23 protein-coding genes are annotated in these 23,314 nt (G+C 61.0%); 10 read left to right on the forward strand and 13 right to left on the reverse strand.

What is annotated here, in order from left to right; genetic code table 11:
• The first annotated feature begins 26 nt into the window (after window positions 1-26).
• The 3 genes from JAB8_RS14205 (at window position 27) to lpxC (ending at window position 2,804) form a co-directional block, all read left to right on the forward strand.
• Window positions 27-800: a helix-turn-helix transcriptional regulator gene (locus JAB8_RS14205; protein ID WP_070290168.1), complete on the forward strand. Its 774-nt coding sequence runs from the start codon at window positions 27-29 to the stop codon at window positions 798-800.
• Window positions 801-950: 150 nt separating this feature from the next.
• Complete coding sequence (locus JAB8_RS14210) at window positions 951-1,793, forward strand: DMT family transporter (protein WP_070290265.1); 843 nt, start codon at window positions 951-953, stop codon at window positions 1,791-1,793.
• Between the two features lie 75 nt (window positions 1,794-1,868).
• The gene (gene lpxC, locus JAB8_RS14215; protein WP_070222474.1) at window positions 1,869-2,804 is read left to right on the forward strand and encodes a UDP-3-O-acyl-N-acetylglucosamine deacetylase; all 936 of its coding nucleotides are present in this window, start codon (window positions 1,869-1,871) and stop codon (window positions 2,802-2,804) included.
• 109 nt (window positions 2,805-2,913) lie between these two features.
• Here lpxC and JAB8_RS14220 read toward each other — a convergent pair whose 3' ends face one another.
• Window positions 2,914-3,423: a DciA family protein gene (locus JAB8_RS14220; protein WP_070222473.1), complete on the reverse strand. Its 510-nt coding sequence runs from the start codon at window positions 3,421-3,423 to the stop codon at window positions 2,914-2,916.
• Window positions 3,424-3,702: 279 nt separating this feature from the next.
• Here JAB8_RS14220 and secA point away from each other — a divergent pair, with 279 nt between their 5' ends.
• Window positions 3,703-6,474: a preprotein translocase subunit SecA gene (gene secA / locus JAB8_RS14225; RefSeq protein WP_070290170.1), complete on the forward strand. Its 2,772-nt coding sequence runs from the start codon at window positions 3,703-3,705 to the stop codon at window positions 6,472-6,474.
• An 84-nt stretch (window positions 6,475-6,558) separates the two neighbouring features.
• On the opposite strand, the gene JAB8_RS29095 is transcribed toward secA, so the two are convergent.
• Window positions 6,559-7,815, reverse strand: a complete 1,257-nt coding sequence (locus JAB8_RS29095) for an alpha/beta hydrolase (RefSeq protein ID WP_139143047.1) — start codon at window positions 7,813-7,815, stop codon at window positions 6,559-6,561.
• Between the two features lie 217 nt (window positions 7,816-8,032).
• On the opposite strand from JAB8_RS29095, the gene argJ reads away from it, so the two are divergent.
• The 5 genes from argJ (at window position 8,033) to JAB8_RS14255 (ending at window position 11,328) form a co-directional block, all read left to right on the forward strand.
• Window positions 8,033-9,271 carry a bifunctional glutamate N-acetyltransferase/amino-acid acetyltransferase ArgJ gene (gene argJ, locus JAB8_RS14235; protein ID WP_070290173.1) on the forward strand — a complete coding sequence of 413 codons (1,239 nt, stop codon included), beginning with the start codon at window positions 8,033-8,035 and terminating at the stop codon, window positions 9,269-9,271.
• Window positions 9,268-10,158: an ATP-binding protein gene (locus JAB8_RS14240; RefSeq protein ID WP_070290175.1), complete on the forward strand. Its 891-nt coding sequence runs from the start codon at window positions 9,268-9,270 to the stop codon at window positions 10,156-10,158. Before argJ ends, JAB8_RS14240 begins: the two co-directional genes overlap by 4 nt.
• Window positions 10,155-10,568, forward strand: coding sequence for an NUDIX domain-containing protein (locus JAB8_RS14245; RefSeq protein WP_070290178.1), 414 nt, complete (start codon window positions 10,155-10,157; stop codon window positions 10,566-10,568). Before JAB8_RS14240 ends, JAB8_RS14245 begins: the two co-directional genes overlap by 4 nt.
• A 121-nt stretch (window positions 10,569-10,689) precedes the next feature.
• Window positions 10,690-10,899 (forward strand): hypothetical protein, encoded by a 210-nt coding sequence (locus JAB8_RS14250; RefSeq protein ID WP_070219361.1) that lies wholly within the window; start codon window positions 10,690-10,692, stop codon window positions 10,897-10,899.
• Between the two features lie 6 nt (window positions 10,900-10,905).
• Window positions 10,906-11,328 (forward strand): type II toxin-antitoxin system VapC family toxin, encoded by a 423-nt coding sequence (locus tag JAB8_RS14255; protein WP_139143048.1) that lies wholly within the window; start codon window positions 10,906-10,908, stop codon window positions 11,326-11,328.
• A 3-nt stretch (window positions 11,329-11,331) separates the two neighbouring features.
• Here the strand turns inward: JAB8_RS14255 and yacG are convergent, their stop codons facing one another.
• From yacG to JAB8_RS14310, 11 genes are all read right to left on the reverse strand, one after another.
• Window positions 11,332-11,523, reverse strand: a complete 192-nt coding sequence (gene yacG, locus JAB8_RS14260) for a DNA gyrase inhibitor YacG (RefSeq protein WP_034785391.1) — start codon at window positions 11,521-11,523, stop codon at window positions 11,332-11,334.
• Between the two features lie 18 nt (window positions 11,524-11,541).
• Window positions 11,542-12,297 (reverse strand): cell division protein ZapD, encoded by a 756-nt coding sequence (gene zapD / locus JAB8_RS14265; protein ID WP_070219363.1) that lies wholly within the window; start codon window positions 12,295-12,297, stop codon window positions 11,542-11,544.
• Between the two features lie 62 nt (window positions 12,298-12,359).
• A complete protein-coding gene (gene coaE, locus JAB8_RS14270; protein ID WP_070290181.1) occupies window positions 12,360-13,007 on the reverse strand; it encodes a dephospho-CoA kinase in 648 nt (215 codons plus the stop codon).
• A gap of 22 nt (window positions 13,008-13,029) precedes the next feature.
• Entirely contained in the window at window positions 13,030-13,899 is an 870-nt protein-coding gene (locus tag JAB8_RS14275; RefSeq protein ID WP_070290267.1) for an A24 family peptidase, read from the reverse strand.
• A 285-nt stretch (window positions 13,900-14,184) separates the two neighbouring features.
• The gene (locus JAB8_RS14280) at window positions 14,185-14,775 is read right to left on the reverse strand and encodes a DUF2867 domain-containing protein (protein WP_070290185.1); all 591 of its coding nucleotides are present in this window, start codon (window positions 14,773-14,775) and stop codon (window positions 14,185-14,187) included.
• Between the two features lie 216 nt (window positions 14,776-14,991).
• Window positions 14,992-15,633, reverse strand: a complete 642-nt coding sequence (locus JAB8_RS14285) for a DJ-1/PfpI family protein (RefSeq protein ID WP_070290188.1) — start codon at window positions 15,631-15,633, stop codon at window positions 14,992-14,994.
• A 132-nt stretch (window positions 15,634-15,765) separates the two neighbouring features.
• Complete coding sequence (locus tag JAB8_RS14290; RefSeq protein ID WP_070290191.1) at window positions 15,766-16,155, reverse strand: hypothetical protein; 390 nt, start codon at window positions 16,153-16,155, stop codon at window positions 15,766-15,768.
• A 148-nt stretch (window positions 16,156-16,303) separates the two neighbouring features.
• A complete protein-coding gene (locus tag JAB8_RS14295) occupies window positions 16,304-17,647 on the reverse strand; it encodes an AarF/ABC1/UbiB kinase family protein (RefSeq protein ID WP_070290193.1) in 1,344 nt (447 codons plus the stop codon).
• Window positions 17,644-18,378 (reverse strand): TetR family transcriptional regulator, encoded by a 735-nt coding sequence (locus tag JAB8_RS14300; RefSeq protein ID WP_070290196.1) that lies wholly within the window; start codon window positions 18,376-18,378, stop codon window positions 17,644-17,646. Before JAB8_RS14300 ends, JAB8_RS14295 begins: the two co-directional genes overlap by 4 nt.
• Before the next feature lie 784 nt (window positions 18,379-19,162).
• On the reverse strand, window positions 19,163-20,359 hold the full coding sequence (locus tag JAB8_RS14305) for a type II secretion system F family protein (RefSeq protein WP_070290199.1): 1,197 nt from the start codon (window positions 20,357-20,359) through the stop codon (window positions 19,163-19,165).
• Window positions 20,360-20,432: 73 nt separating this feature from the next.
• Entirely contained in the window at window positions 20,433-21,905 is a 1,473-nt protein-coding gene (locus JAB8_RS14310; protein WP_240453532.1) for a DHA2 family efflux MFS transporter permease subunit, read from the reverse strand.
• 206 nt (window positions 21,906-22,111) lie between these two features.
• Between JAB8_RS14310 and JAB8_RS14315 the strand changes: the two genes are divergently transcribed.
• Complete coding sequence (locus tag JAB8_RS14315) at window positions 22,112-23,257, forward strand: hypothetical protein (RefSeq protein ID WP_070290205.1); 1,146 nt, start codon at window positions 22,112-22,114, stop codon at window positions 23,255-23,257.
• Window positions 23,258-23,314 lie beyond the last annotated feature (57 nt).

Genomic DNA, 23,314 nt, shown 5'->3' on the forward strand with positions numbered 1-23,314 from the left:
TATATCCACTACCATGCACCGCCATCATGTCGAACAAGCTCGCTGAATTCATCCGCGCCCGGCGCGAAGCCGTCACCCCCGCCATGGCTGGCTTGCCCGGTGGAGGACGCCGGCGCACGCCCGGCTTGCGGCGCGAGGAACTGGCGCAGCTGTGCGACGTCAGTCCCACCTGGCTGACGTGGCTGGAGCAGGGGCGGCCCGTGTCGGCGTCGGCCAAGATGCTTTCTCGCCTGGCGCAGGTACTGCAGCTGAGCGCGGCCGAGCGCGCCTATCTGTTCGAGGTGGCCGACAAGCATGACCCCAGCCATGGCACAGGCGAGGGCGGCGGGCCTGCCAGCGCCGAGCTGGCCGCCATCGTCGCCGCCATCGACGCGCCCGCCTACATCCTCGACCGCGAATGGAGCGCCGTGGCGTGGAACGGAGCGGCGTCCGCCTTGTTCACGGGCTGGCTGCATGGCGACGGGGACGCGCCGAACCAGCTGCGCTTCATGTTCCTGGAGCCTGGCGCGCGCGACCTGATCGTCGGCTGGCCCGAGCGGGCGCGGCGGCTGGTGGCGGAGTTTCGTGCCGATATCGGCCGCCAGGCGGACCAGGCGCCGCTGGCCGGCCTGATCGCGGAGCTGGCCGACGCCAGCCCTGAATTTCGCCAGTGGTGGGGTGCGCAGCAGGTGCAGGGCCGCGATGGGGGCTTGCGCCGCTTCCAGCATGCGCAACAGGGCGCGCTCAGCTTCAACCAGGTCACCTTGCACCTGGCGCGCCAGCATGAGCTGAAGCTGGTGATGCTGTTGCCTGTGTCATAAGGTAAAACGGCCGCGCTTGCTATAATCGGCTTGATGGTTTGGCCTTGCCATGCTGTCCTGGCTCCGGCCGTCGCCATGATGACGGTCCCGCTCTTTCGCCAGGAGTCTGTCCTGATACCCCGCAATCCTAACCTGCGCAGCATCTATGTGATGCTGGTCGCCGTCGCCATGTTTTCCCTGATGGACACGGCCATGAAGCTGTTGTCCGCCCACTATCCTCCCATGCAGGTGACGGCCTTGCGCGCCCTGTCGTCCTTGCCGCTCGTTTGCCTGTACCTGCTGTACCGGGGCGCGTTCAAGAATGTGCTGCAGGTGCGCTGGCCGCTGCACTTGCTGCGCGGCGCGCTGGGCGTGTTGATGATTACCCTGTTCGCGTATGGCTTGAAGCGCATGTCGCTGGCCGAGACGTATGCGCTGTTTTTTGTTGCGCCCTTGCTGATCACGGTGCTGTCGGTTTTTATCTTGAAGGAAAAAGTCGACGTCGCGCGCTGGTGCGCCATCGCCGTGGGTCTGCTGGGCGTGCTGGTGGCGCTGCGTCCCGACGGTTCGGGCTTCTTTTCGCTGGCCGGGCTGGCCGTGCTGGGCTCGGCCGCCTGTTACGCCATTTCCGCCGTCACTGGCCGCATCCTGAGCCGCACGGATGCCAGCGAAAGCATGGTCTTCTGGCTGATGGTGATGATGGCCGCCGGCGGCGTGGCCTTGTCGGCGCATGAATGGGTGAGCATCCGCCGCGAAGACTGGTGGCTGCTGGCCGGCTTGTCGCTGAGCGGCTTCCTGGGCCAGCTGGCCATCACGGAAGCTTTTCGTTTTGGCAAGGCATCGAGCGTGGCGCCATTCGAATACTCGGCCCTGGCCTGGGGCATGGCCCTGGACTGGATGCTGTGGCGCGCCTTGCCCGACGAATACACCTTGATCGGCGCGGCCATCATCATCGGCAGCGGCATTTACCTGGTGCGGCGCGAAGCCGTGCATGCGGAAAGCGAACATCCGTGAGGAACGGTTGTGGTATTTCTGGCGTGAGCCATGCCGCACCGCAACGAAAATCCGGCAAATAGATATAATCGACAGATGTTAAAACAACGCACCATCAAACAACAGGTCCGCACCATCGGTGTCGGTTTGCACTCCGGCACCAAGGTCGAGCTGATTCTGCGTCCCGCCGCGATCGACACGGGCATCGTGTTTCGCCGCATCGACCTCGATCCCATCGTCGAGTTTCCCGCCAGCGCCATGGCCGTGGGCGATACGCGCATGGCGTCCGTACTGATCAAGGACGGCGCCAGAGTTTCCACGGTGGAACACCTGATGTCGGCCGCAGCCGGCCTGGGCATCGACAATATGGTGATCGACGTGAATGCGGAAGAAATTCCCATCATGGACGGTTCCGCTTCGTCCTTCGTCTACCTGCTGCAGCAGGCCGGCGTGGAAGAGCAGCAGGCGCCGAAGAAATTCATCAAGGTCATCAAGCCCGTGGAAGTGCGTCAAGGCAAGGGCGACGCGGAAAAATGGGCGCGCCTGTCGCCGTACGACGGCTTCAAGCTCGATTTCTTCATCGAATTCAACCATCCTGCCGTCGATGGCACGATGCAGCGCGCTTCCGTCGATTTCGGCGACGTGTCCTACGTGCACGACGTGGCGCGCGCGCGTACCTTCGGTTTCATGCAGGACGTGGAAAGCTTGCGCGGCATGGGCCTGGCCCGTGGCGGTTCGCTGGAAAACGCCATCGTGATGGACGAGTACCGTATCCTCAACGCCGATGGCCTGCGCTACGAAGACGAGTTCGTCCGCCACAAGATCCTCGACGCCATCGGCGACCTGTACCTGGTGGGCCATCCCTTACTGGCATATTACACGGCGCACAAGTCGGGCCACGCGCTGAACAACCAGCTGCTGCTGGCGCTGCTGGAACAGCCGGAATCGTATGAAATCGTCTCGTTCGATACCAACGAGGCGGCGCCGCAGTCGTATTTGCGGCAGATGGAGCGCGAGTGGTCGTTGACGTAGGTCGGATTAGCCCGCAGGCCGTAATCCGACAATCCCGCAGGCGCCAACAATGTTGTCGGATTACGGCCCGAAGGGCCTAACCCGACCTACGTGCTGCCGCCTGGCGTTGCTAATCTTTAGGTTCGCGGTGGTGGCGCACCATATTGCGCAGCGCCGCGATCAACTGCTCGTTCTGCTTCGATGGCGGCAATGCCGTGCTCAGCTCTTCCAGGGCCGACATGGCCTTTTCCGGCAAGACCAGTGCCCGCGTATGCACGATGGGCGCGATGCTCTTGATGACTTGCACTTTCAGCTTGATGCCTGAAATTTGCCAGCCCTTTCTTTCCAGTTCCCCTTGCAGTTTCGGCAATTGCTGCTTGAGCTTGGCCGCCAGTGCCGCGTTCGGCGTGGCCAGCACCAGCTGCCCGCCTTCGAATTGCAGGATGTCGCAATGCTCGAACATCGCCGGCAAAGCCTTGGCGCAATCTTTCTGCAGGGCGGCCAGGCGCGTGACGGTGGGCATCAGGGAAGCCATCGTCGCGTTGCCGCGCAGAAAATCGGTTGCCCCCGTCGCGGCCGGGCCGGAACGGGCAAAGCCGTAGCCGCGGCGCGGCGCCGGAGAATAAGTGGGAGTTCGCATGGCCGAAACATAGCACACTCGCCCGCGCATGACGAGTGCGGCGGCGGGTGCGGCGCAGGCGGGCAGGCCGTATTGCCTTACAGTATGGGAAATGTCCGCAATTTCTGCCATTTGTTTGTCATTAAGCTATTGTTATATGGTGCATTACCCCAACCTTGGCGGGAACGCATGATAAAATCATCGTCTTTTGCCATAGTCGAACTCCGTGCGGTGACGCGATTACTACCTCGTTGTTCCCTACCGAGCTTTTTTTAACGGCGTTTTTTCAAGAATTCAAGCATGTCATTACTGACCCAGATTTTCGGTAGCCGCAACCAGCGGCTGCTCAAGCAATACCAAAAAACGGTACGCGAGATCAATGCGCTCGAGCCGGCCATCGAAAAGCTGTCGGATGCCGAGCTGCAAGCGAAAACGCCTGCCTTCAAGGAACGCATCGCCGCTGGCGAATCGCTCGATGCCTTGTTGCCGGAATCCTTTGCCGTTTGCCGCGAGGCCAGCAAGCGCGTCCTGCGCATGCGCCATTTCGATGTGCAGATGATCGGCGGCATGGTCTTGCATTTCGGCAAGATCGCGGAGATGGGCACGGGCGAGGGCAAGACCCTGATGGCAACCTTGCCAGCCTACCTGAATGCCTTGTCGGGCAAGGGCGTGCATATCGTCACCGTCAACGACTACCTGGCGCAGCGCGATGCCGAGACCATGGGCCGCCTGTATGCATGGCTGGGCCTGTCGACGGGCGTGAACATGTCGCAGATGGAGCACAGCGCCAAGCAGCAGGCGTACAACTCCGACATCACGTACGGCACGAACAATGAATTCGGTTTCGACTTCTTGCGCGACAATATGGTCTACGAAGCGCGCGAGCGCGTGCAGCGCAGCCTGAACTTCGGCATCGTCGATGAAGTCGACTCGATCCTGATCGATGAAGCGCGTACGCCGCTGATCATTTCGGGCCAGGCCGAGAACCACACGGACCTGTATCACAAGATCAATGAACTGCCTGCGCGCCTGACCCTGCAGATCGGCGAAGAAACGCCGGACGGCAAGGGCAAGGTTGAAGTGCCGGGCGACTACACCAAGGATGAAAAAGCGCACCAGGTGCTGCTGACGGAAGCGGGCCACGAAAAGGCCGAAGGCATCCTGATGGAGATGGGCCTGCTGCCGGAAGGCGCGTCGCTGTACGATTCGGCCAACATCACCCTCGTGCACCACCTGTATGCGGCCCTGCGCGCGCATGCGCTGTACTTCAAGGATCAGCACTATGTGGTGCAGAACAATGAAGTGGTGATCGTCGATGAATTCACGGGCCGTCTGATGACGGGCCGCCGCTGGTCCGACGGCTTGCACCAGGCCGTCGAAGCGAAGGAAGGCGTCAAGATCCAGAACGAGAACCAGACCCTGGCCTCGATCACCTTCCAGAACTACTTCCGCATGTACGCCAAGCTGGCCGGCATGACCGGTACGGCCGATACGGAAGCGTACGAATTCCAGGAAATCTACGGCCTGGAAACGGTCGTGATTCCGCAAAACCGTCCGCTGCAGCGCAAGGACCGCCAGGATCAGGTCTACAAATCGTCGGCGGAAAAATACAACGCGATGTTGAACGACATCCGCGACTGCTACGAGCGCGGCCAGCCCGTGCTGGTGGGTACGACCTCGATCGAGAACTCGGAACTGCTGTCGGGCATCCTGACCAAGGCCGGTTTGCCGCACAACGTGCTGAACGCGAAACAGCATGCGCGCGAAGCGGAAATCATCGCCCAGGCAGGCCGTCCGAAAGCCATCACCATCGCCACCAACATGGCAGGCCGCGGTACGGACATCGTGTTAGGCGGTAACGTCGAAAACCAGATCAAGTTCATCGAAGCCAATGCTGAGCTGAGCGACGCCGACAAGGCAGCCCAGTCGCAGACCTTGCGCGATGAGTGGCAGTCGCTGCACGACCACGTGGTCAATGCGGGCGGCTTGCACATCATCGGCACCGAACGCCACGAATCGCGCCGCGTCGACAATCAGTTGCGTGGCCGTGCCGGCCGCCAGGGCGATCCGGGTTCCTCGCGCTTCTACCTGTCGCTCGACGACGCGCTGCTGCGCATCTTCGCCGGCGACCGCGTGCGCGCCGTGATGGACCGTTTGAAAATGCCGGAAGGCGAACCGATCGAGGCAGGCATCGTCTCGCGTTCGATCGAGTCGGCCCAGCGCAAGGTCGAAGCGCGCAACTTCGACATCCGCAAGCAATTGCTGGAATACGATGACGTCGCCAACGACCAGCGCAAGGTCATCTACCAGCAGCGTAACGAGCTGCTGGAAACGACCGATATTTCCGAGATGATCGGCTCGCTGCGCCATGGCGTGTTCACCGACCTGGTGCACGAATACGTGCCGCGCGAATCGGTGGAAGAGCAGTGGGATATCAAGGGCCTGGAAAACACCCTGGCCAGCGAATGGCAGCTCGACTTGCCGCTGCAGCAAATGCTGGAAGCCGATTCGACCCTGACGGACGAAGAGATCCTGGAAAAAGTGCTGGCCGCGGCCGATGCCGTGTACCAGTCGAAGATCGATATCGTCGGCAAGGAATCGTTTGGCGGCTTCGAGCGCAATGTCATGCTGCAAAGCGTGGACAGCCACTGGCGCGAACACCTGGCGGCACTCGATCACCTGCGCCAGGGTATTCACCTGCGCGGTTATGCGCAGAAGAACCCGAAACAGGAATACAAGCGCGAAGCGTTTGAACTGTTTGGCCAGATGCTCGACATGATCAAGAACGACGTCACGAAACACGTGATGACGGTGCGTATCCAGTCGCGCGAAGAAGTCGATGCGGCCGAACAGGCGATGCAGCAGTCGCACGTGGAAAACGTGCACTACCAGCACGCCGAATTCGACCCGAACGCGGCGCCGGAAGAACTGCTGGCGCCGACGGCTGGCGACAGCAACGACCAGTATGTCGACGACATGAGCGTGAGCATGGGCGTCAAGGTCGGCCGCAACGATCCATGCCCTTGCGGCAGCGGCAAGAAGTACAAGGCTTGCCACGGCAAGCTGGCTTAAGCGCGGTTTGTCAGCGTGAACAAAAAACGGAGACCGCGGTCTCCGTTTTTTTATGCTTGCTTTTCTGTCGCAGTCAATGCCAGCTCAAGGAAATTCCCAATACCGCGGCACGGGTAATGGCCTGCCCCGCAACCCGCCACGATCTTTTGCCCGCAGACCCGCCTTGATCATGGTGGCAACATCGGTCAGTACGACACGATTGCTGACAAGATAGTCGTGGCCGATAAAGTTCATTGTCACGTTCGAGGCATCAATAAAATCAAGGCCGGGAATGTTGACGATGGGGCCGCGGATGTCGCCAATTTTGTCCCAACCGGAATACCTGTAGGACAAACGCATAGCCATGTCATTCTTCGATGCATACAGCGTGACTGGCAAGCCCAGACTGGCAAGGCGAGGTGCGATCTGCTCGCGGAATACATCGGCGTTGATGTCCGGCGCCGCCAGCACCACTTGCTTGAAACGCGGCAGCAGTTCCGGGCGTTTTTCCAGCAAGTTGGCCAGGGCCATCGTCGTCGGGCGGTTACCCATGCTGTGCGCAATGATGTAAATATCGGTGGCATCGGAGCGGTCGGCGAAATCAGCGAGGAAGTTTTGCAGATGTGCCTGCGTCCATTGAGCAGAGTTGTCATCAAAACGATAGCCGGTAAATTCTCCCTTCGATGGCCAGCTGTAAAACACGGGCATGGCGTTGACATTAAGATCGACAGCCATCTGCGCAGTGCGCAAGGCGGCATCGTCAAACGCATTGTAGTATCCATGGATATAAATGAAGGCGGCCCGCCTCTCCGGGGGGAGAGAGGCTGCCAGCCGCGTTTTGACTGTGGCAAAAAACCTGGCGGCCGACCAGCGCTCCAGGTCCATGATGAGCATGTATTTTCGGGCGTCGCCGCCTTGACCTAAAATCCACCACGGCGTTTTTGTTACGGTGCCGATTTTCCTATCCTCGGGAACACTGACCAATACGCTGCCGTAACTTAAATGAGGCGCTTTGCGGTTTGGTTGCCAGCTATAGTTTTTCTTGTCAGCTTGAAATTGCCGGTCGGTGGCGTAATAAACCCTGACCAGCGTGCTGCCCGCTTGCGCCGCTACCTCTGCCGGCAGTCCGCCCGATACCGGCGGCGGGGCCGGAGCAGACCGTGGCGGCGGGGGAGGCGGAGGCGGAGGCGGCAGCGAAGCCGTTGCAGGCGCTTCCGGGGCGGGCTCGATCGTGCTGATCGATGCTGGTGGCGTCAGGGATGCGCATGCGCTCAGCACACTGCACAATAGGGCCAGGGACAAAGGCCCGGCTGTCACACGATATGATTTGATCAGGCAAACGCATTTCTGTTGATTCAGCATGGCATTCTCTCTTCTGTTGGTGCCGCATTGGAAGGTCGCACGCGAAGTACCGTGCACTCTCACCTTAGGCACGCATGTCTCTGCCATCATGACAAATCGCAAGCTTGCGAGCCGGGGCAGGAGCGAATGTTCGTCGAGTATAAGGGCGCCCGCATGGTCAATGCCGCCGCGAAGGCGCTACAATAGCGCTTCCCTTTTCCCTCGCAGAAGAACTCATATGGCCGTCAATTCTCCCAAGCCCGTCGCCGCCGACTTGAAAGCCGTCGCCGGCATTGAAATCGGTGTTGCCGAAGCCGGCATCAAGAAACCCAACCGCAAGGATTTGCTGGTATTGAAACTGGCGCCGACGGCCACCGTGGCCGGCGTGTTTACCCTGAACCGCTTCTGCGCCGCGCCCGTGCAAATCTCGAAGGCCAACCTGGCGGCAGTGACGGCCGGCGCCGCGCCGATCCGCGCGCTGCTGGTCAACACGGGCAACGCGAATGCGGGCACGGGCGAATCGGGACTGGCCGACGCGCAGGCCAGCTGCGCCGCGCTGGCCGAACTGCTGGGCTGCACGCCGCAGCAAATCCTGCCGTTTTCCACCGGCGTGATCCTCGAGCCGCTGCCCGTGCAGCGTCTGGTCGCCGGCTTGCCGCAAGCCGTGGCCGCGCTGACTTCGGATAACTGGTTCTCGGCCGCCGAAGCCATCATGACCACCGACACGCAGCCGAAAGCCGGTTCGCGCACGGTCACCATCGGTGGCCACACGGTGACCCTGACGGGCATCAGCAAGGGCGCCGGCATGATCAAGCCGAACATGGCCACCATGCTGGGCTTCCTCGCGTTCGACGCCACCGTGGCCCAGCCCGTGCTGGACCAGCTGGTGAAACAGGCGGCCGACAAGTCGTTCAACTGCATCACCATCGACGGCGATACGTCCACGAATGACTCGTTCATGCTGGTCGCCACGGGCGCCGGCAGCCTGGTCATCGATTCCATCGATTCGCCGCACTATGCGGAACTGGCGGCCGCCGTCACCGAACTGTCGACTTTCCTGGCGCAAGCCATCGTGCGCGACGGCGAAGGCGCCACCAAATTCATGACGGTGACCGTGGAAGACGGCCGCAACGTGGAAGAATGCCGCAAGATCGCCTATTCCATCGCCCATTCGCCGCTGGTGAAAACCGCGTTCTTTGCCTCCGACCCGAACCTGGGCCGCATCCTGGCCGCCATCGGCTACGCGGGCGTGGACGACCTGGACGTGGGCCAGTTGAACCTGTACCTGGACGACGTGTGGGTGGCCAAGAACGGCGGCCGCAACCCCGATTACCAGGAGCAGGATGGCCAGCGCGTGATGCAGCAAAGCGAAATCACCATCCGCGTCAAGCTGGCGCGCGGCGATGCCACGGCTACCCTGTGGACGTGCGACTTGTCGCATGACTACGTGTCGATCAACGCCGACTACCGCTCATGACCGCCCTCGATCAATTCCTGATCCGCGCCGAGCGGGTACTGGCGCGCCTGGAGTCGATCTTGCCGCCGGCCTTGCCGGCGACCGACTGGAACAGCTTTGCCTTCCGCTGGCGCCGGCGGCAGGGTGCCGCCAGCCATCTGCAGGCGGTGGCGCACGTGTCGTCCATCGCCCTGGATGACTTGCACAACATCGGCACGCAAAAAGCGCAGATCGAGCAGAATACGCGCCAGTTCGTTGCCAGTCGCCCCGCCAACAACGTGCTGCTGACGGGCGCGCGCGGCACGGGCAAGTCGTCGCTGATCAAGGCATGCCTGAACCAGTTCGCCGGCCAGGGCCTGCGTCTGATCGAAGTGGACAAGGCGGACCTGGCCGACTTGCCCGACATCGTCGACCTGGTGGCGGCGCGTCCCGAGCGCTTCATCATCTTTTGCGACGACCTGTCGTTCGAAGAGGGCGAAAGCGGCTACAAGGCGCTGAAAGTGGCGCTCGACGGCAGCATCGCCGCGCAATCGGACAATGTGCTGATCTACGCCACCTCGAACCGCCGTCACCTGATGCCCGAACGCATGTCGGACAACAGCAGCTACAAGACGGACGACGATGGCGATTTGCATCCGGGCGAGACGGTGGAAGAGAAAATCTCGCTGTCCGAGCGCTTCGGCCTGTGGCTGTCGTTCTACCCTTTCAAGCAGGACGATTATCTCGATATCGCGGCGCACTGGCTCGCCTCGTTCGGCTGCACGCCGGAACAGATCGCGCAAGCGCGCGGCGACGCCCTGCGCTGGGCCTTGCAGCGCGGTTCGCGTTCGGGCCGGGTGGCGTGGCAATTCGCGCGCGATTATGCTGGGAAACTACCTGCGGGAAAGCTGCCGCAACGAGCGAGATGAAAGTGAAACCGGTTGATGTGGCCGTTGGCATCCTGATGAAACCGAATGGCGACGTGCTGCTGGGCCAGCGTCCGGCCGGCAAGCCGTATGATGGTTATTGGGAATTTCCTGGCGGTAAAGTCGAACCGGGCGAAGCCATTTTGGACGCCTTGAAGCGCGAGTTTGTCGAGGAGCTGGGTTTATACATCGACAGCGCCGAAGCCTGGTGCGGCGTCGAATATGTGTATCCGCACGCCCATGTGCGCCTGCATTTCTATATCAGCCGCAACTGGCGCGGCGAGCCGCAAAGCCTGGAAGGGCAGGCGTTCGCCTGGCAGGGCACGGTCGGCGTGGAACCCTTGCTGCCGGCCACCATTCCCCTGCTGGAATGGCTCGACGAGGTACGCCGGGAATCCCTGATACCTGCCTGATCTCCACTTGTGCCGGCGGGCAGCACCATGCTGCGTGCTGGCGCAAGCTTTGCTGTGACTTTCCTTGTATCGCGCGCGCTTTGCGCTACAGTGCTTTCATCAAGCACCGGGGGAGTCTCGCATGCCGCTGACACTGACCTTTACCGATACCGATGAATTGCTGATTGCCGCCTTGCACAAGCGTGCCCGCGCGCATGGGCGCAGCATCGAAGACGAGCACCGCGACATTCTGCGCAGCGCCTTGCGGCCCTTGCCGAAGCGCCCGCTCGACGATATTTTGCGCGGCATGCCCGACGTGGGCCTGGACGCGGATTTCGAGCGCCGCCCCTGATGCGCCATGCCTATGCCCGCTTATCTGGTCGATACGGATGTGATCGTTGCTGCGCGCAAGGGCAGTGCTGCGCCGGCGGGCGTGGCCGATTTTTTCGAGCGGGTAGCGCCGGAGTTGCGTTATGTGCCGGTGCAGGTGATCGCGCAATTGCGCGCAGGCATACAGTGCAGCTGGCGGCGCGAAGCGGCGCTGGAAGCACTGGCGCTGGAGGGCTGGCTGGAAGCCGTGCTGGCGGAATATGCGCCGCGGCTGCTGGAATTCGATCTCGATTGCGCGCTCGTGTGCGCGCGTCTGCATGGCCGTAGTCACGCGCATGGCGTCGATGGACAGATCGCGGCGATGGGTATTGCCTATGGCTTGACGGTGGTCAGCGGCAGGCTCGACAGTTTCGCGGCGCAGGGGCTGCGCCTGGAAAATCCATTCAAATGAAGCTTACTGGGGCTTGTTGTCTTCGTCTGCCAAGGGATCTTCGAACGGGTCGGCGGCGGGGATCGTGTATTTCTCTTCGGCCCAGGCACCCAGGTCGATCTGCTTGCAGCGTTCCGAGCAGAAGGGGCGGTATTTATTGGCTTCAGTCCATTCGACTTTGGCGGCACAGGTAGGGCAGTTAACGACGGTCATGATGGGGCAAATAAGTAACAGTTAAAAATTACAGAGCGTGAGCTCGAATGGTACATCTTCTTCCAGCGGCTTGGGTTTCAAGTCGCCGCCCTGGGTAGTGAAGCGTACCCACAGCATGTATTTGTTGGCGGAAATTTCCGGGATGGCGCCGCTGTTTTCATCGAGGCTCAGGCGCAGCATCTGATACACCTTGCCTTGCAGCATTTGCTGGTAGCTGCCGCCATTGGCGATCAGTTTCACTGGGCCGCCGGAATCGCGCAGCAGGCGCAAGACCAGGGCCAGCGCGTCGAACAGGGGCGCCAGCGGGGCGAACCACGCGTGGATATCGGTCAGGCGCTGCTCGCAGCTGCGTTTTTGCCAGGCAAAGTACGACGGCAAGTCAAATTCGCAGGCGCCGCCCGGGATGATGGTGCGGCCGCGGATGCTCATCAGCCATTCATTGTCGCGGATATTCTGGCCCGTCTTGCCTTGCGCCGCCACGAGGGCGCCGCTGACACTGTCGAGTTCGCCGAGGATGGCATCCAGGGTTTCCGGTTCCACATTCGGATTGCTGCGGTAGCCCAGCAGGCTCTGGCGCTGGCGCTCGAGTTCCTGCAGCAGGTCCGATTTCAGGTCGGCGCGGCCGGCCACTTCAAGCATATCGAAAATAGTTGCCAAAGCAACATGATGCTGCATTGCATGCTCTTGCTGGATGAAGAACTTGAATTTGTCGTACAGGTCTTCCAGCCGCAACAAGGTACGTATGCGTTCGTTGAAAGGGTATTCGTAGACAATCAAAATAATTCCCTTAAGTAAGGACCTGCAAACAATCCCGTGATTTTGAACCAAGCGTCGACAAATTACAAACGTTGCGGCCCGATTCCAGCCATTCTTTTTGAAAATGCCAGATATAAATCGTGCAACTGGGCAATCTGCGGCGCCAGGGCCGCCAAATCGCCATTATTGTCGATCACATCGTCCGCCGCCGCCAGGCGCATGGCGCGCGTGGCCTGCGTGGCCATGATGGCTTGGACTTGTTCTTCCGACAAGCCATTGCGCGCCATCACGCGCGACACTTGCAGGCTTTCCAGGCAATCGATGACCAGTACGCGGTTGACCCGCTCCACCCAGCCGCCGGACTCGACCAGCAGGGGCACGGCAAAGATCACATAGCTGCCCGTTGCTGCGGCGGCCGCCTCCAGGGTCGCCTGGCGGATGCGCGGGTGCAGGATGGCTTCCAGTCTGGCCTTGGCGGCGGCGTCGGAAAACACGAGGTTGCGCATTTTTGTACGGTCGAGGGCGCCGCGCGCATCGGCGTAGCCGGGGCCAAATTCCGCCACCAGGGCTGGCATGGCCGCGCCATTCGGCGCCGTCAGGCTGTGTGCGATCTGATCGGTGTCGACGATGGAGGCGCCGCGCGCGGCGAACAGGTCGGCCACCGTGCTCTTGCCGCAACCGATGCCGCCGGTGAGGCCGACGCTGAAATAGGGGGCGTTTTGTAATTGCATGTGTGTATCCATAAGGGGCTGGTCAGCTGGTCAGGCCCAGCGTGAGGCGCGACAGGGGCGTGCCGTACAGCAGCGCAATCAGACCCGCCGCCGCCAGATAGGGGCCGAAGGGAATCGGCTTGTCGCGCCCCCGCTTGGCAAACACGATCAGGCCGATGCCGACCACGGCGCCCACCACCGACGACAACAATATGATCGTCGGCAACATGGTCCAGCCCAGCCACGCACCGAGCGCCGCCAGCAATTTGAAGTCACCATAGCCCATTCCCTCCTTGCCTGTCGCCAGCTTGAAGGCCCAGTACACGGCCCACAGGGCCAGATAACCGGCGGCCGCGCCGATGACGGCGTCCTGCAGCGGCACGAAAGTTCCGTTGATGTTGACCAGCAAGCCGGCCCACAGCAGGGGGAAGGTCAGGTCGTCGGGCAGCATTTGCGTGTCGGCGTCGATGAAGGTCATGGCGATCAGCAGCCAGGCAAACACGAGCGTGGCCAGGCCCGTCCAGCCGCTGCCGAAATGCCAGATCAACAGGGCCGACAGCGCGCCCGTCAGCAGCTCCACCAGCGGATAGCGCACGGAGATGGGCGCCTTGCAGGCGCTGCATTTGCCGCGCAGCAGCAGGTAGCTGATGACGGGGATGTTTTCCTTGGCCGTGATGCGGTGGCCGCAAGCGGTGCAGTTTGAGTGCGGCAGCATCAGGTTGTAGCGGTCCGTGTGCGGCAAGGGCAAGCCGCTTTCTTCCGCCACATAATTAGCGGAGTCGCGCTCCATCATTTTCGGCACGCGGTGGATCACCACGTTGAGGAAGCTGCCGACGATCAGGCCGAACAGGGCGGCGACGAGGGTGACGGGCAAATTGCCGGGCGCGGCGAACAGCAGGGTATCTTGCAGCATGGTGGAGTTGTCTGAGGTGGTGATATTGCCGCGCAAACATTGCTTGGCACTGCCGCAGTGTAAAACATCTGCCGGCGCATGGGGATGTTTTGCGCAGGGTTCTGGTCGAGGGATGACGTCGGGCCAGCATGGCGGCGGTAGTTTTCGCGTGGATCGAATTCTTCCAGTCGCTCACCGATGTGTGGGTTTGTCACCCGGCTTGCGGAGGCTGTCCCGCAAACCGGACGCTGGAAACTCCTGCGCTGCCTTTAGATGGTCAATATTCGGTTGGCGGCAACAATGAGGTCACCTTTCTGGCTTACGGTGCACCTTGTCGCGCCGGTTGACCGCGCGCGCCAACAGCGAGCGAGTCAGGAGCTTATGAAACGGCATGATGATAAACAAATAAACTCTTCCCAAGAGATTGTTTATTTTAACCAAGGTTGAAATCGTCACTTCCGATCCTTTCAGACTCGGTTGAATGCTTATCCAGATCCGAAAATCCAGATGCTTGTCGTCACCACCGACGACGACTTCAGTGCCCGTACTTGAAATAATCGGAAACATGCCAATCTTGCCCAGCCCGCGATCGCTAAAGCTAATACTTTTCTTTAGTCCCAACGGTGCGACGATTCCGTTGCGCAGAATAATGAGCCAGGTGAGCATGCGATGCGGTTCAGCGAACACGGCGCGCCCCGCTTGTTCGGCGTCCACGTAGGTTCGATCCCCCTGACCGGAATAGCCGTCGGAGAAATCAATGCGCGTCAATCCTGACGCCGACATGGCTGCTGCCGGTGCGGCAATGAGGAAGACTTTGTTTGCTTCGTTTGTCATGAATAAAACGCTCTCTGTAAAGTGAGTGACGGTCGGACTGCGGTTGTTTTGATTGGCGCGCATTCCAAGTTTGCAAACGTGCACTGGCGAACGGAGTGCTTGCATAGTGGTCACATGGGCCGGAATGCTCCATCTAAGTAATCATCAGGAAATTATTGTGAATTTATGACGAACAGAACCGAATGCTATGCAAGGCGCCCGCTGCGACGCAGTGCGAGCACTGCTAGCAGCGGGCAACACAGCAGAGCGCCGGTTATGGAAGTCAGAAATCACTATAATTTATTGGGGGTTACTTAATATTGCGCCAACGCCTGCTTTCGCGGCAATGGCGTCTCGGATACTCGTATCAATTAGTCGTTCATAGATTGCGCTTTGGCCGGCCGGAATAAGTTCTCTGAGTGTTTCTTTACGTTTGTCCCGGCCGAACCAGGCCTCAACGGCCCAACCGATCAGATACACGGCAGACAAACAGCCGCCTGCGGTCGCCACATTTCCTTTGCATACCAGGGGCAAATCGAGAACCTCAATTCCCAGGGCTTGCAGTTCCTCTTTGGCATCGGGATGCGTCGTGGCTGGCCCCTTTGCCAGCAGACCCAACTTGGCAAGAATGAAGGAGCCGGCACAGATCGATCCGATGAGCTGCGTATCTGGATTCAGGGAAAATGCACGCATGAAATCCTGGTTGGCGATAGCGCCTTTCACGCCAACTTTACCGCTGGAAAACAAGACAAGGTCTGCGTCATTCGCTTCGCTGATGCACCCGTGGGTCTTGATAATCAGACCGTTTGCGGATTGATGCGCTTCCTTTGTTCCCAATATCTTCACTTGCCAATCCGTCTTATTCCTCCCGAGGATGTCCCACATCAGGAATAAATCCAAATCGGTGAAATGATCAAAAATCACGATGACTATTTTCTTCATGTTGCGCTCCGCCGTTTGCGTTGATTCAAAATGAGACCACGGACGAGCACCACTTTTTTTTGCGTCCGCAGTTGCGACTAAGTCCGTCAAATATCTGTTTGGGAGGAACTTCTTTTCCTGATTGGAGGGGGCTCAGTGCTGGCCCGCCAGGACAGTTCTTGCCGACTGCGCGTCGGCTTTCAGTGCGAAGTAGGTCCACATTCCTCCAATCAGATCTGCGACACCGAAAAAAACGATCATTGGGCTGGCAAGGCCTATGGCAGCGAAGGTCGTGAAGGCCGCGAACACGAAGAGGCGCGTGTATACCGACGCTACCAGAAACGGCTTGTTTTCGTGCTTGGCTGCGACCCACGCATAGACGCCAATCATGGATACGACAACGCCAAGCAAATGAATCCAGACCTCGGAGGTTGGCGGCATTTGTAAGATCGACAGCAAGAAGTTCGGCGCGACGACTAACACGGGCCCAACGACGAACAAGTAGATGGCAAATACTTTGGCGCTATACGCAGACTTGGACATGTTTTTCCTTTTCGAGAGCGTTGCCGATAGGCTTGGTGGTTTCACGGCGGGTGATTGAACTGTGGTGACGATACTGCGCAAGCGCGGCGTGGCTGCTGCCAGGCATGATGAAGACTGCGCATCGCGGATGCAGAAACGTGGTATGCATTCAACGAATCCAGGGGTTGGCGGTACGTACACGTGCACCGAGGGTTTTGAGAAGCTGGATCAGACCTAAATAGGCCCGGTCGACGTAGGGCAGTTCCTCCGGCAAGGACTGCAGGAGCCGAAGTGCCTGACGCTGATGCTCGGCTGATGGACGTGGGTATGGCGGGTGTTGCGCAAAGTCATACACCGCCACGGTAAACGGCAACTTCTGCCAGGCATGCCGCTCGGCCATTGCCGGCAGCAGTTGCTGGTAAAAGTCCTGCTCATTCAGATTCGGCCCAATCAGGCCCAAGTCCCGATAGGCCTGCTGCATGGCACTGTGGTCCGCCGGGTTGCGCAACTGTGCTGACCAAAGCGCGCTGAGCGCTTGGCAAAAGTCAGCGTCCAGCGTGCGGGTGCAGCCAAAGTCCAGCAAGCCCAGTCGGCCGTCCGGCATGAACAGATAGTTGCCCGGATGCGGGTCGGCTTGCAAGCGGTGCAGCACAAAGGTGCAATGAAAGAAGGCGTCAAACAGCAACTGACCAGCCTGATCACGTGCGGCTTGATCGGGTTCGGTCAGCAACCATTCGTTGAGATGCAGTCCCGGCAGGCGTTGCATGGTCAGCACGCGGCGTGTGGTGCGGTCCATTACCGGCTGGGGGATCACCAGGCCCGGCAGCGTGAGATGCTGTGCAAACCATTGCATGGTCTGCGCCTCGTGCAAATAGTCCAGCTCCTCGGCCAGTTTCTGTTCGATGTCATCCATCATGCGCGCGATGATATCGGCTTTGGGCATCATCTCCGAGCGTTCCCCCCAGGCTTGCAGCAGGCTGCGCAGCATACGCATGTCGCTGCCAATGGAGTCCGCCATTCCGGGGTATTGTAGTTTGACGGCCACTGCCAGACCGTCGCTCATGATGGCAGCGTGGACCTGACCCAGACTGGCGGCAGCAAAGGCGATCGGATCGAATTGCTGGAACAGGGCTTGCGGATCCTGGCCAAACTCCTGGCGCATCACTTTGATCACCAACGCGCGGTTCAGCGGCGTAACCTGGTAGTGGGCGCGGGCCAGTTCCTGGCGCATGCCCTCGGGTAGAAAGCCTAGTTCCATGCTGAGCAGCTGCGAGGCTTTGAGTGCCGTGCCCTTGAGCTGGTTCAACGCGGCAAACAGGATGCGCCCGAGTTCCGCCTCATGTGCCACGCGGGCCTGCTCCGTTTTCGCATCGTCGCGCGTCATCGACTTGGCCTTATGGCCCAGGTGGGTCAGCCCGGCCCGCGCCACTGCCATGCCGACAATCGCGCCACGCGAAAGACGTCCGGTACGCGGCAACTGCGAAACCTTGTTCGTCCTGGTCGTGGGCTTCATGAGCGTGCCCCGCCCAGGCCGCGGCGGGCCAATTGCAGCAGGTCCAGCAAGCCATTGCCGTCTTGCATCAGGCGCGCCAGCTGGCTGCGCACCATGAAACCGCCCAGCTCCAGCAGCTTGTCCACCAGGCCGCTGCGCAAGGCTAACATCAGCACGCCCAAACTTAAATCGACCATTTGCGTGGTGTTGGAAAATTGCTCGGAGGTGTCGCGCAGCCAGTACGCAATGACGCCGTACACATAGTCGGCCAACAGTCCGGCCAGGCTGGGCTTGAAGCCGCAAGGCACGATTTCACCGGTCGTCTCGGCCTGCTCCAGCATCTGGAGGAAGGTTTGCTGGAGCAAAGGCTTGCCGGGTAGTTGCTCGCCCAACAGCAGCGTGGGCGCGCGCTGCACCATGCCGCGCGCCAGACCCACAAATTCGCGGTCGGCCAGCAAACCTTCCAGCAGACTCTCGATCACCAGTTGCAGGCGCTCCTGCAGCGAAAATTCGTTCTGTCCCTGCGTCTTGTCGGCCTGCGCCACTGCGTCTGCAATTGCTTGCTGAAAGTAGGCGGTTACCAGTTTCTCCTTGGTCGGGAAGTATTTGTAGATGGTGGCATCACCCACGTCGGCGGCACGTGCGATCTGCTTCATCGTGGTGCCCTCAAACCCATGCTGGGTCATCAGGTCCACTGCGGTCTGAATGATCAGCCGATGGTTTTTGGCTTGTTGGGCTTTGGAAGTACGCATGATCGAAATTTAAAGAAGAGTGGAATGTCGGGGCGGGGCAAAACAATCAAGTCTGGCCCAACCATGTAAGAAGTGCGACGGCGAGCAGGCCGATCGTTGCCCCCGCAGCTACAAAATATCCATTCATAGAATGTCTTGCGAGAAAGGTGCAGCCACGTGCCTCTTGAACTTGACGACGCCACAGAAGACGCGTGCAAGCCCCGACAAGTACGTGAACCAGACCACTGTATTTGCCATATCCATCCTCGAGGATTACCTCATGCCCCACATCTTGATATGAATATACGATACTTACTATCTATTCATTTAATATATTGCACATCTATTGCATAGTCAATGGCTATTATTTGATAAAGAGGTCGATGTATTCCAAGCATGGCTTCATGCCGGGTGTCGGTGGCAATCCACCGAACTTGGCAGCGCCGCGCCTCGGCACGGCTTCTGACTCAGGGATTTGTGCGATTCCGGACGTGGAACCCGAGGCTTCGATTTGATGATGCCAGGGCGGTGCCAGTAGGCGAGCGGCAACGCGCCATGTGAGTCTAAGTAATACCGGGCGACGGCATGGCTCTGCTCAGTAGCTCGTAAGAACCACATTCTTGCGGCTACGTAGTCGATTCGGACACCGTCCCTGGAGATGGATGAGGACTGGCGACATTGATTTGGGCATCGGCACATCTAAGCCCGGCTTCGAATGCTCATCGTGATACGGCATGTTGCACCGAGTCCTGACTTATCGAACGCTTCCATCATGTCTCATCACTGAGAACCTACAGGCGCGCAGTCAAATCACGGCCCCCAGCTTGAAAATCGGCAAATACAGGGCAATCACGAGGGAGCCGACGAGCACACCCAGCACCACCATCAGCGCCGGTTCCAGCAGGGCCGACAGGGTGGCGACGGTGGCGTCGATGTCCGCCTCGATGATCTCGGCCGCCCGCGACAGCATGGCGTCGAGCGCGCCCGATTCCTCGCCGATCAGGGCCAGTTGCGTCAGCAGCGGGGGAAACACGCCGCTGTGCTCCATGGCCAGGGCCAGGCTGCCGCCGGCGCGGATTTCACGCTCGATGCGCGCTGTCGCTTCCTGGTACAGCGCGTGGCCGGAGGCGGCGCCCACGAGGCCCAGCGAGTCGAGCAGCGGCACGCCGGCGGCGAACATGGCGGCCAGGGTGCGCGTCCAGCGGGCGATTGCCGCCTTGCGCAGGAGCGGGCCGAACACGGGCAGGCGCAGTGCCCGCAGTTGCGTGTTGCGTCTTAAGGCGGGCCAGCGGCGCCAGGCCAGGTGCAGCAGCACGCAAGCGAGCACGAGCGCTGCCAGCAAGACCAGCCAGTAGCGGACCAGAAAGGCGGACACGCCCATGACGGCCAGGGTGGGCAACGGCAAGGGCGCGCCGAAGCTGTCGAAGACCTGGCGGAAGGCGGGCACGACCACGCTCATGATGATGGCCGTGACAACGATGGCGACGAGTACGATGACCAGCGGATACATCAGTGCGCCGCGCACCTGCCGCCGCAAGGCGATGGCTTTTTCCTGATGCGTGGCCAGGCGCGCCAGCAAGTCCTGCACGATGCCGGCCTGTTCGCCCGCCGCCAGCAGGTTGCAATACAGCTCGTCAAACAGCAGGGGAAACTGGCGGAACGCTTGCTGCAGGCTGCTGCCCGCTTCGATGTCGTGGCGCAGGTCGCGCATCAGCTCGGTGATCGCGGGTTTGGCGTGCCCCTTGCCGGCGATGTCGAAGGCGTGCAGCAGCGGCACGCCGGCCGCCATCATGGTCGACAGCTGGCGCGTGAACAGGGCAATATCCTTGCGCGTGATGGCCTTGCCCGGCGCGCTGCGCGCAGCCTGCACCCGGGTGGCCAGGATGCCCTGGCGTCTTAGCGCGACCGTGGCTGCGCCGGCGTCGGCGGCGCGCAAGACGCCTTCGGCCGCCTTGCCATGGCGGTCCGTGCCCTTCCATGCAAAGCGCCGCTCGGCCGCCATGTGCACCTCCTGCCGTCACGGTAGCAGCGCCGGACAAAAGCACCAGCGGCGCTGGCGGCAGGCTTGATGTGGCTCAGCCTTTTGTGGTTTGCACTTCCGTCTGCACAACGGCCTGGGCCTTCACGTCGGCCGCATCGTCCTCGTCGCTGTCCGTGCCCTTGCTGATGCTTTCGCCATCGTCGCGGCGCAGGGTCCAGAAGGTCAGCGAGGACAGCACCGTCAGCGCGGCCAGGGTCAGGAAGGCGTGGTGCAGGGCCGTACTGAGCATGGCGCGGTCCGACTGCGGCATGTCGCCCAGGTACCAGCCCGTGATCAGCGAGCCGAAGGCGAGGCCAAAGCTCATCGACAGTTGCTGCATCGAGCTGGCGATGGTGCTGGCCATGCTGGAATCGGCCTTGTCGACGTCGGCATACGCGATGGTGTTCATGCTGGAAAACTGCAGCGAATTGAAAAAGCCCATGCACAGACTGATGGCGACAATCACGTACAGGGGCGTGCCCGCGCCCACCTGCGAAAACATGGCGATGGTGATGCCGATCAGCACGGTGTTGACGATCAGCACCTGGCGGTAGCCGAAGCGGGCCAGCACGCGCGCGGAAATGAATTTCATGCCCATGGCGGCGGCCGCGGACGGCATCATCAGCAAGCCCGATTGCCAGGCGGGCAAGCCCAGGCCCAGCTGGTACAGCAGCGGCAACAGGAAGGGCAGGCCGCCCACGCCCAGGCGCGTGACGAAGCCGCCCACCACCGAGACGCGGAAGGTGCGGATCTTGAACAGGGTCAGGCGCAGCAGCGGGTGCAGCACTTCGCTCGAATGCCAGGCATACGCGGCCAGCAGGCTGATGGAGATGAACAGCAGCACGGCAAACGAAGTGCCGTCGATGCGATGTTCGCCGAAGATTTCCAACAGCCACGACAGCAGCGCGATACCCGTGCCGAACAGCACCAGGCCGATCAGATCCAGCGGACGGGGCTTATCGCCGTAATAGTCGGGCATGTAGCGGTGCGCCAGGTACAGCGCCGCCAGGCCGACAGGCACGTTGACGAAGAAAATCTCGCGCCACGACAGCCAGTGCACGATCAATCCTCCCACCGTGGGGCCCAGCAGGGGGCCGATCAGGGCAGGGATGATGACGAAATTCATGGCCGCCAGCAATTGCGACTTGGGAAAGGTGCGGATGATGGTGAGCCTGCCTACCGGCATCATCATGGCCGCGCCCACCCCTTGCAGCAGGCGCGCGGCCACCAGCATGGGCGCATTGACGGACAGGCCGCACAGGATGGAAGCGATGGTAAAGATGGCAACGGCGGCGGAAAACACGCGCCGCGTGCCGAAGCGGTCGGCCATCCAGCCGCTGATGGGAATGCACACGGCCAGGCTCAGGATGTAGCTGGTGACGACGGCCTTCAGGCTCAGCGGCGTCACATGCAGGCTGGCGGCCATGGCGGGAATGGCGGTGTTGACGATGGTGGAGTCGAGTTGCTCCATGAACAGGGCGGTGGCGACCACCCAGGGAAGGTAGCTTTTAATCGGGGAACTGGTCATGGATGCGAGCCTGAGGAGGTAAGACGGAGCCGACAGTACGATGAATTGTCACATAAATGGCGCCCGCGTGCCGCCCGCGCCATTCATTCTGGCAGTGCGCCGGGGGCATCGTCCATGGAACATTTGTTCCATGGCAATAGATTACTGGCAAGGCTAGCATGTGTTTTCCGGCAGTTCCCGCCCCTCCTTCCCGAAAGTCCTATCACATGAAAAATGCACTTACCTTCCTTGCCCTGAGCGCCGCCCTGTCCGCCTGCGGCGGCGGCAGCGATGGCGGTACGCCGGAAGCGCCAGTCACGCCGCCCGTCGTGGTCACGCCCGTCGCCGATCCCGTGACGGTCGCCTCGCAAGCGGTCGCGGCCCAGGCTGGCCTGGCCGTGATCGCCGGCGCCAATGCGGACGAGACGGTGTATGACGTGGCGGCCGATATCGGCGACACGTGGCGCATCACGTTCGACAGCGCGAAGAAAACCTACGCGATCCGCGTGCTGTCGACGCAGTTCGGCTTGAGCGACCGCAGCGGCACGTTCAGCGCCGTCACCGTCGGCAATCTCACCACTTACACGGCAACGGATTTCAGCGTCACCGTCGACGCGCGCACGCGTCTTCTTTCGGGCAATATCAAACTGGGTAATATGGTCTCGACCGTCAGCGGCACCGGCTATGCGGTGGGCGACGTGGCCAGGTTGTCCGGCAGCTATATTTTCCTGGGGGCCATGCGCAATGCCTCGAACGGCGGCGACCGTTTCAATCCGAAAGGCAGCCTCAAGGTAGCGGCCGATGGCAGCGCGCAACTGTGCAATGGCGGCGTGTTCAATGCGCAAGGCGTGTGCTCCGCGGTATCGCCGCAGCTGGAAGCGGAAAACGCCGACCTGACCCTGGTCAAGGATGCGAAGAATGGCTTGCTCGTCGCCCGCCAGGGCCAGCAGGATTTCGGCATCGTCCACGTGCATGCGGGGGACCGGGGGCTGGCGCTGTTTATCGACCGCTACAGCCGCAACCAGGAAAACGTGCTGCGCGTGGGCACCATCGTGGCCGCCAAACAACAGAAGATCGGCAGCGAAATCGCCGGCAGCTACGCCTGCGCGGCGCCGGGCATCAGCGCCAAGATCGAGATTGCGGGCAACACCGCCACCTTGACGAATAACACGAGCGGCAAGACGCACGCGGAAACCATCACCGCCAACAAGCTGGGCCTGGGCGCGCAGGCCGTCGATTTCGATGGCATCGCCGTGTTCAAGGACCCGGCCGACGTGCCGGCAGATTACTCGATGTTCATGCCGGTGTCGTCGAGCATGGCGGTCGAGTTTTCGACCGACCGCTCGTACATGGGCACATGCTTGAAAAATTAAGGGCTAGGTGTCGGATTACGCGCTCACGCGCTAATCCGACCTACCACGGGTCGGTGC

The organism is Janthinobacterium sp. HH106 (assembly GCF_001758725.1).
In the GTDB taxonomy this organism is placed as follows: domain Bacteria; phylum Pseudomonadota; class Gammaproteobacteria; order Burkholderiales; family Burkholderiaceae_D; genus Janthinobacterium.

Excerpts from the sequence above, each read along its gene's own strand:
- JAB8_RS14205 (WP_070290168.1), top strand. The coding sequence starts at position 27 with ATGTCGAACAAGCTCGCTGAATTCATCCGCGCCCGGCGCGAAGCCGTC.
- JAB8_RS14210 (WP_070290265.1), top strand. The coding sequence starts at position 951 with ATGCTGGTCGCCGTCGCCATGTTTTCCCTGATGGACACGGCCATGAAG.
- lpxC (WP_070222474.1), top strand. The coding sequence starts at position 1,869 with ATGTTAAAACAACGCACCATCAAACAACAGGTCCGCACCATCGGTGTC.
- JAB8_RS14220 (WP_070222473.1), bottom strand. The coding sequence starts at position 3,423 with ATGCGAACTCCCACTTATTCTCCGGCGCCGCGCCGCGGCTACGGCTTT.
- secA (WP_070290170.1), top strand. The coding sequence starts at position 3,703 with ATGTCATTACTGACCCAGATTTTCGGTAGCCGCAACCAGCGGCTGCTC.
- JAB8_RS29095 (WP_139143047.1), bottom strand. The coding sequence starts at position 7,815 with ATGCTGAATCAACAGAAATGCGTTTGCCTGATCAAATCATATCGTGTG.
- argJ (WP_070290173.1), top strand. The coding sequence starts at position 8,033 with ATGGCCGTCAATTCTCCCAAGCCCGTCGCCGCCGACTTGAAAGCCGTC.
- JAB8_RS14240 (WP_070290175.1), top strand. The coding sequence starts at position 9,268 with ATGACCGCCCTCGATCAATTCCTGATCCGCGCCGAGCGGGTACTGGCG.
- JAB8_RS14245 (WP_070290178.1), top strand. The coding sequence starts at position 10,155 with ATGAAAGTGAAACCGGTTGATGTGGCCGTTGGCATCCTGATGAAACCG.
- JAB8_RS14250 (WP_070219361.1), top strand. The coding sequence starts at position 10,690 with ATGCCGCTGACACTGACCTTTACCGATACCGATGAATTGCTGATTGCC.
- JAB8_RS14255 (WP_139143048.1), top strand. The coding sequence starts at position 10,906 with ATGCCTATGCCCGCTTATCTGGTCGATACGGATGTGATCGTTGCTGCG.
- coaE (WP_070290181.1), bottom strand. The coding sequence starts at position 13,007 with ATGCAATTACAAAACGCCCCCTATTTCAGCGTCGGCCTCACCGGCGGC.
- JAB8_RS14275 (WP_070290267.1), bottom strand. The coding sequence starts at position 13,899 with ATGCTGCAAGATACCCTGCTGTTCGCCGCGCCCGGCAATTTGCCCGTC.
- JAB8_RS14280 (WP_070290185.1), bottom strand. The coding sequence starts at position 14,775 with ATGCGCGCCAATCAAAACAACCGCAGTCCGACCGTCACTCACTTTACA.
- JAB8_RS14285 (WP_070290188.1), bottom strand. The coding sequence starts at position 15,633 with ATGAAGAAAATAGTCATCGTGATTTTTGATCATTTCACCGATTTGGAT.
- JAB8_RS14290 (WP_070290191.1), bottom strand. The coding sequence starts at position 16,155 with ATGTCCAAGTCTGCGTATAGCGCCAAAGTATTTGCCATCTACTTGTTC.
- JAB8_RS14295 (WP_070290193.1), bottom strand. The coding sequence starts at position 17,647 with ATGAAGCCCACGACCAGGACGAACAAGGTTTCGCAGTTGCCGCGTACC.
- JAB8_RS14300 (WP_070290196.1), bottom strand. The coding sequence starts at position 18,378 with ATGCGTACTTCCAAAGCCCAACAAGCCAAAAACCATCGGCTGATCATT.
- JAB8_RS14305 (WP_070290199.1), bottom strand. The coding sequence starts at position 20,359 with ATGGCGGCCGAGCGGCGCTTTGCATGGAAGGGCACGGACCGCCATGGC.
- JAB8_RS14310 (WP_240453532.1), bottom strand. The coding sequence starts at position 21,905 with ATGACCAGTTCCCCGATTAAAAGCTACCTTCCCTGGGTGGTCGCCACC.
- JAB8_RS14315 (WP_070290205.1), top strand. The coding sequence starts at position 22,112 with ATGAAAAATGCACTTACCTTCCTTGCCCTGAGCGCCGCCCTGTCCGCC.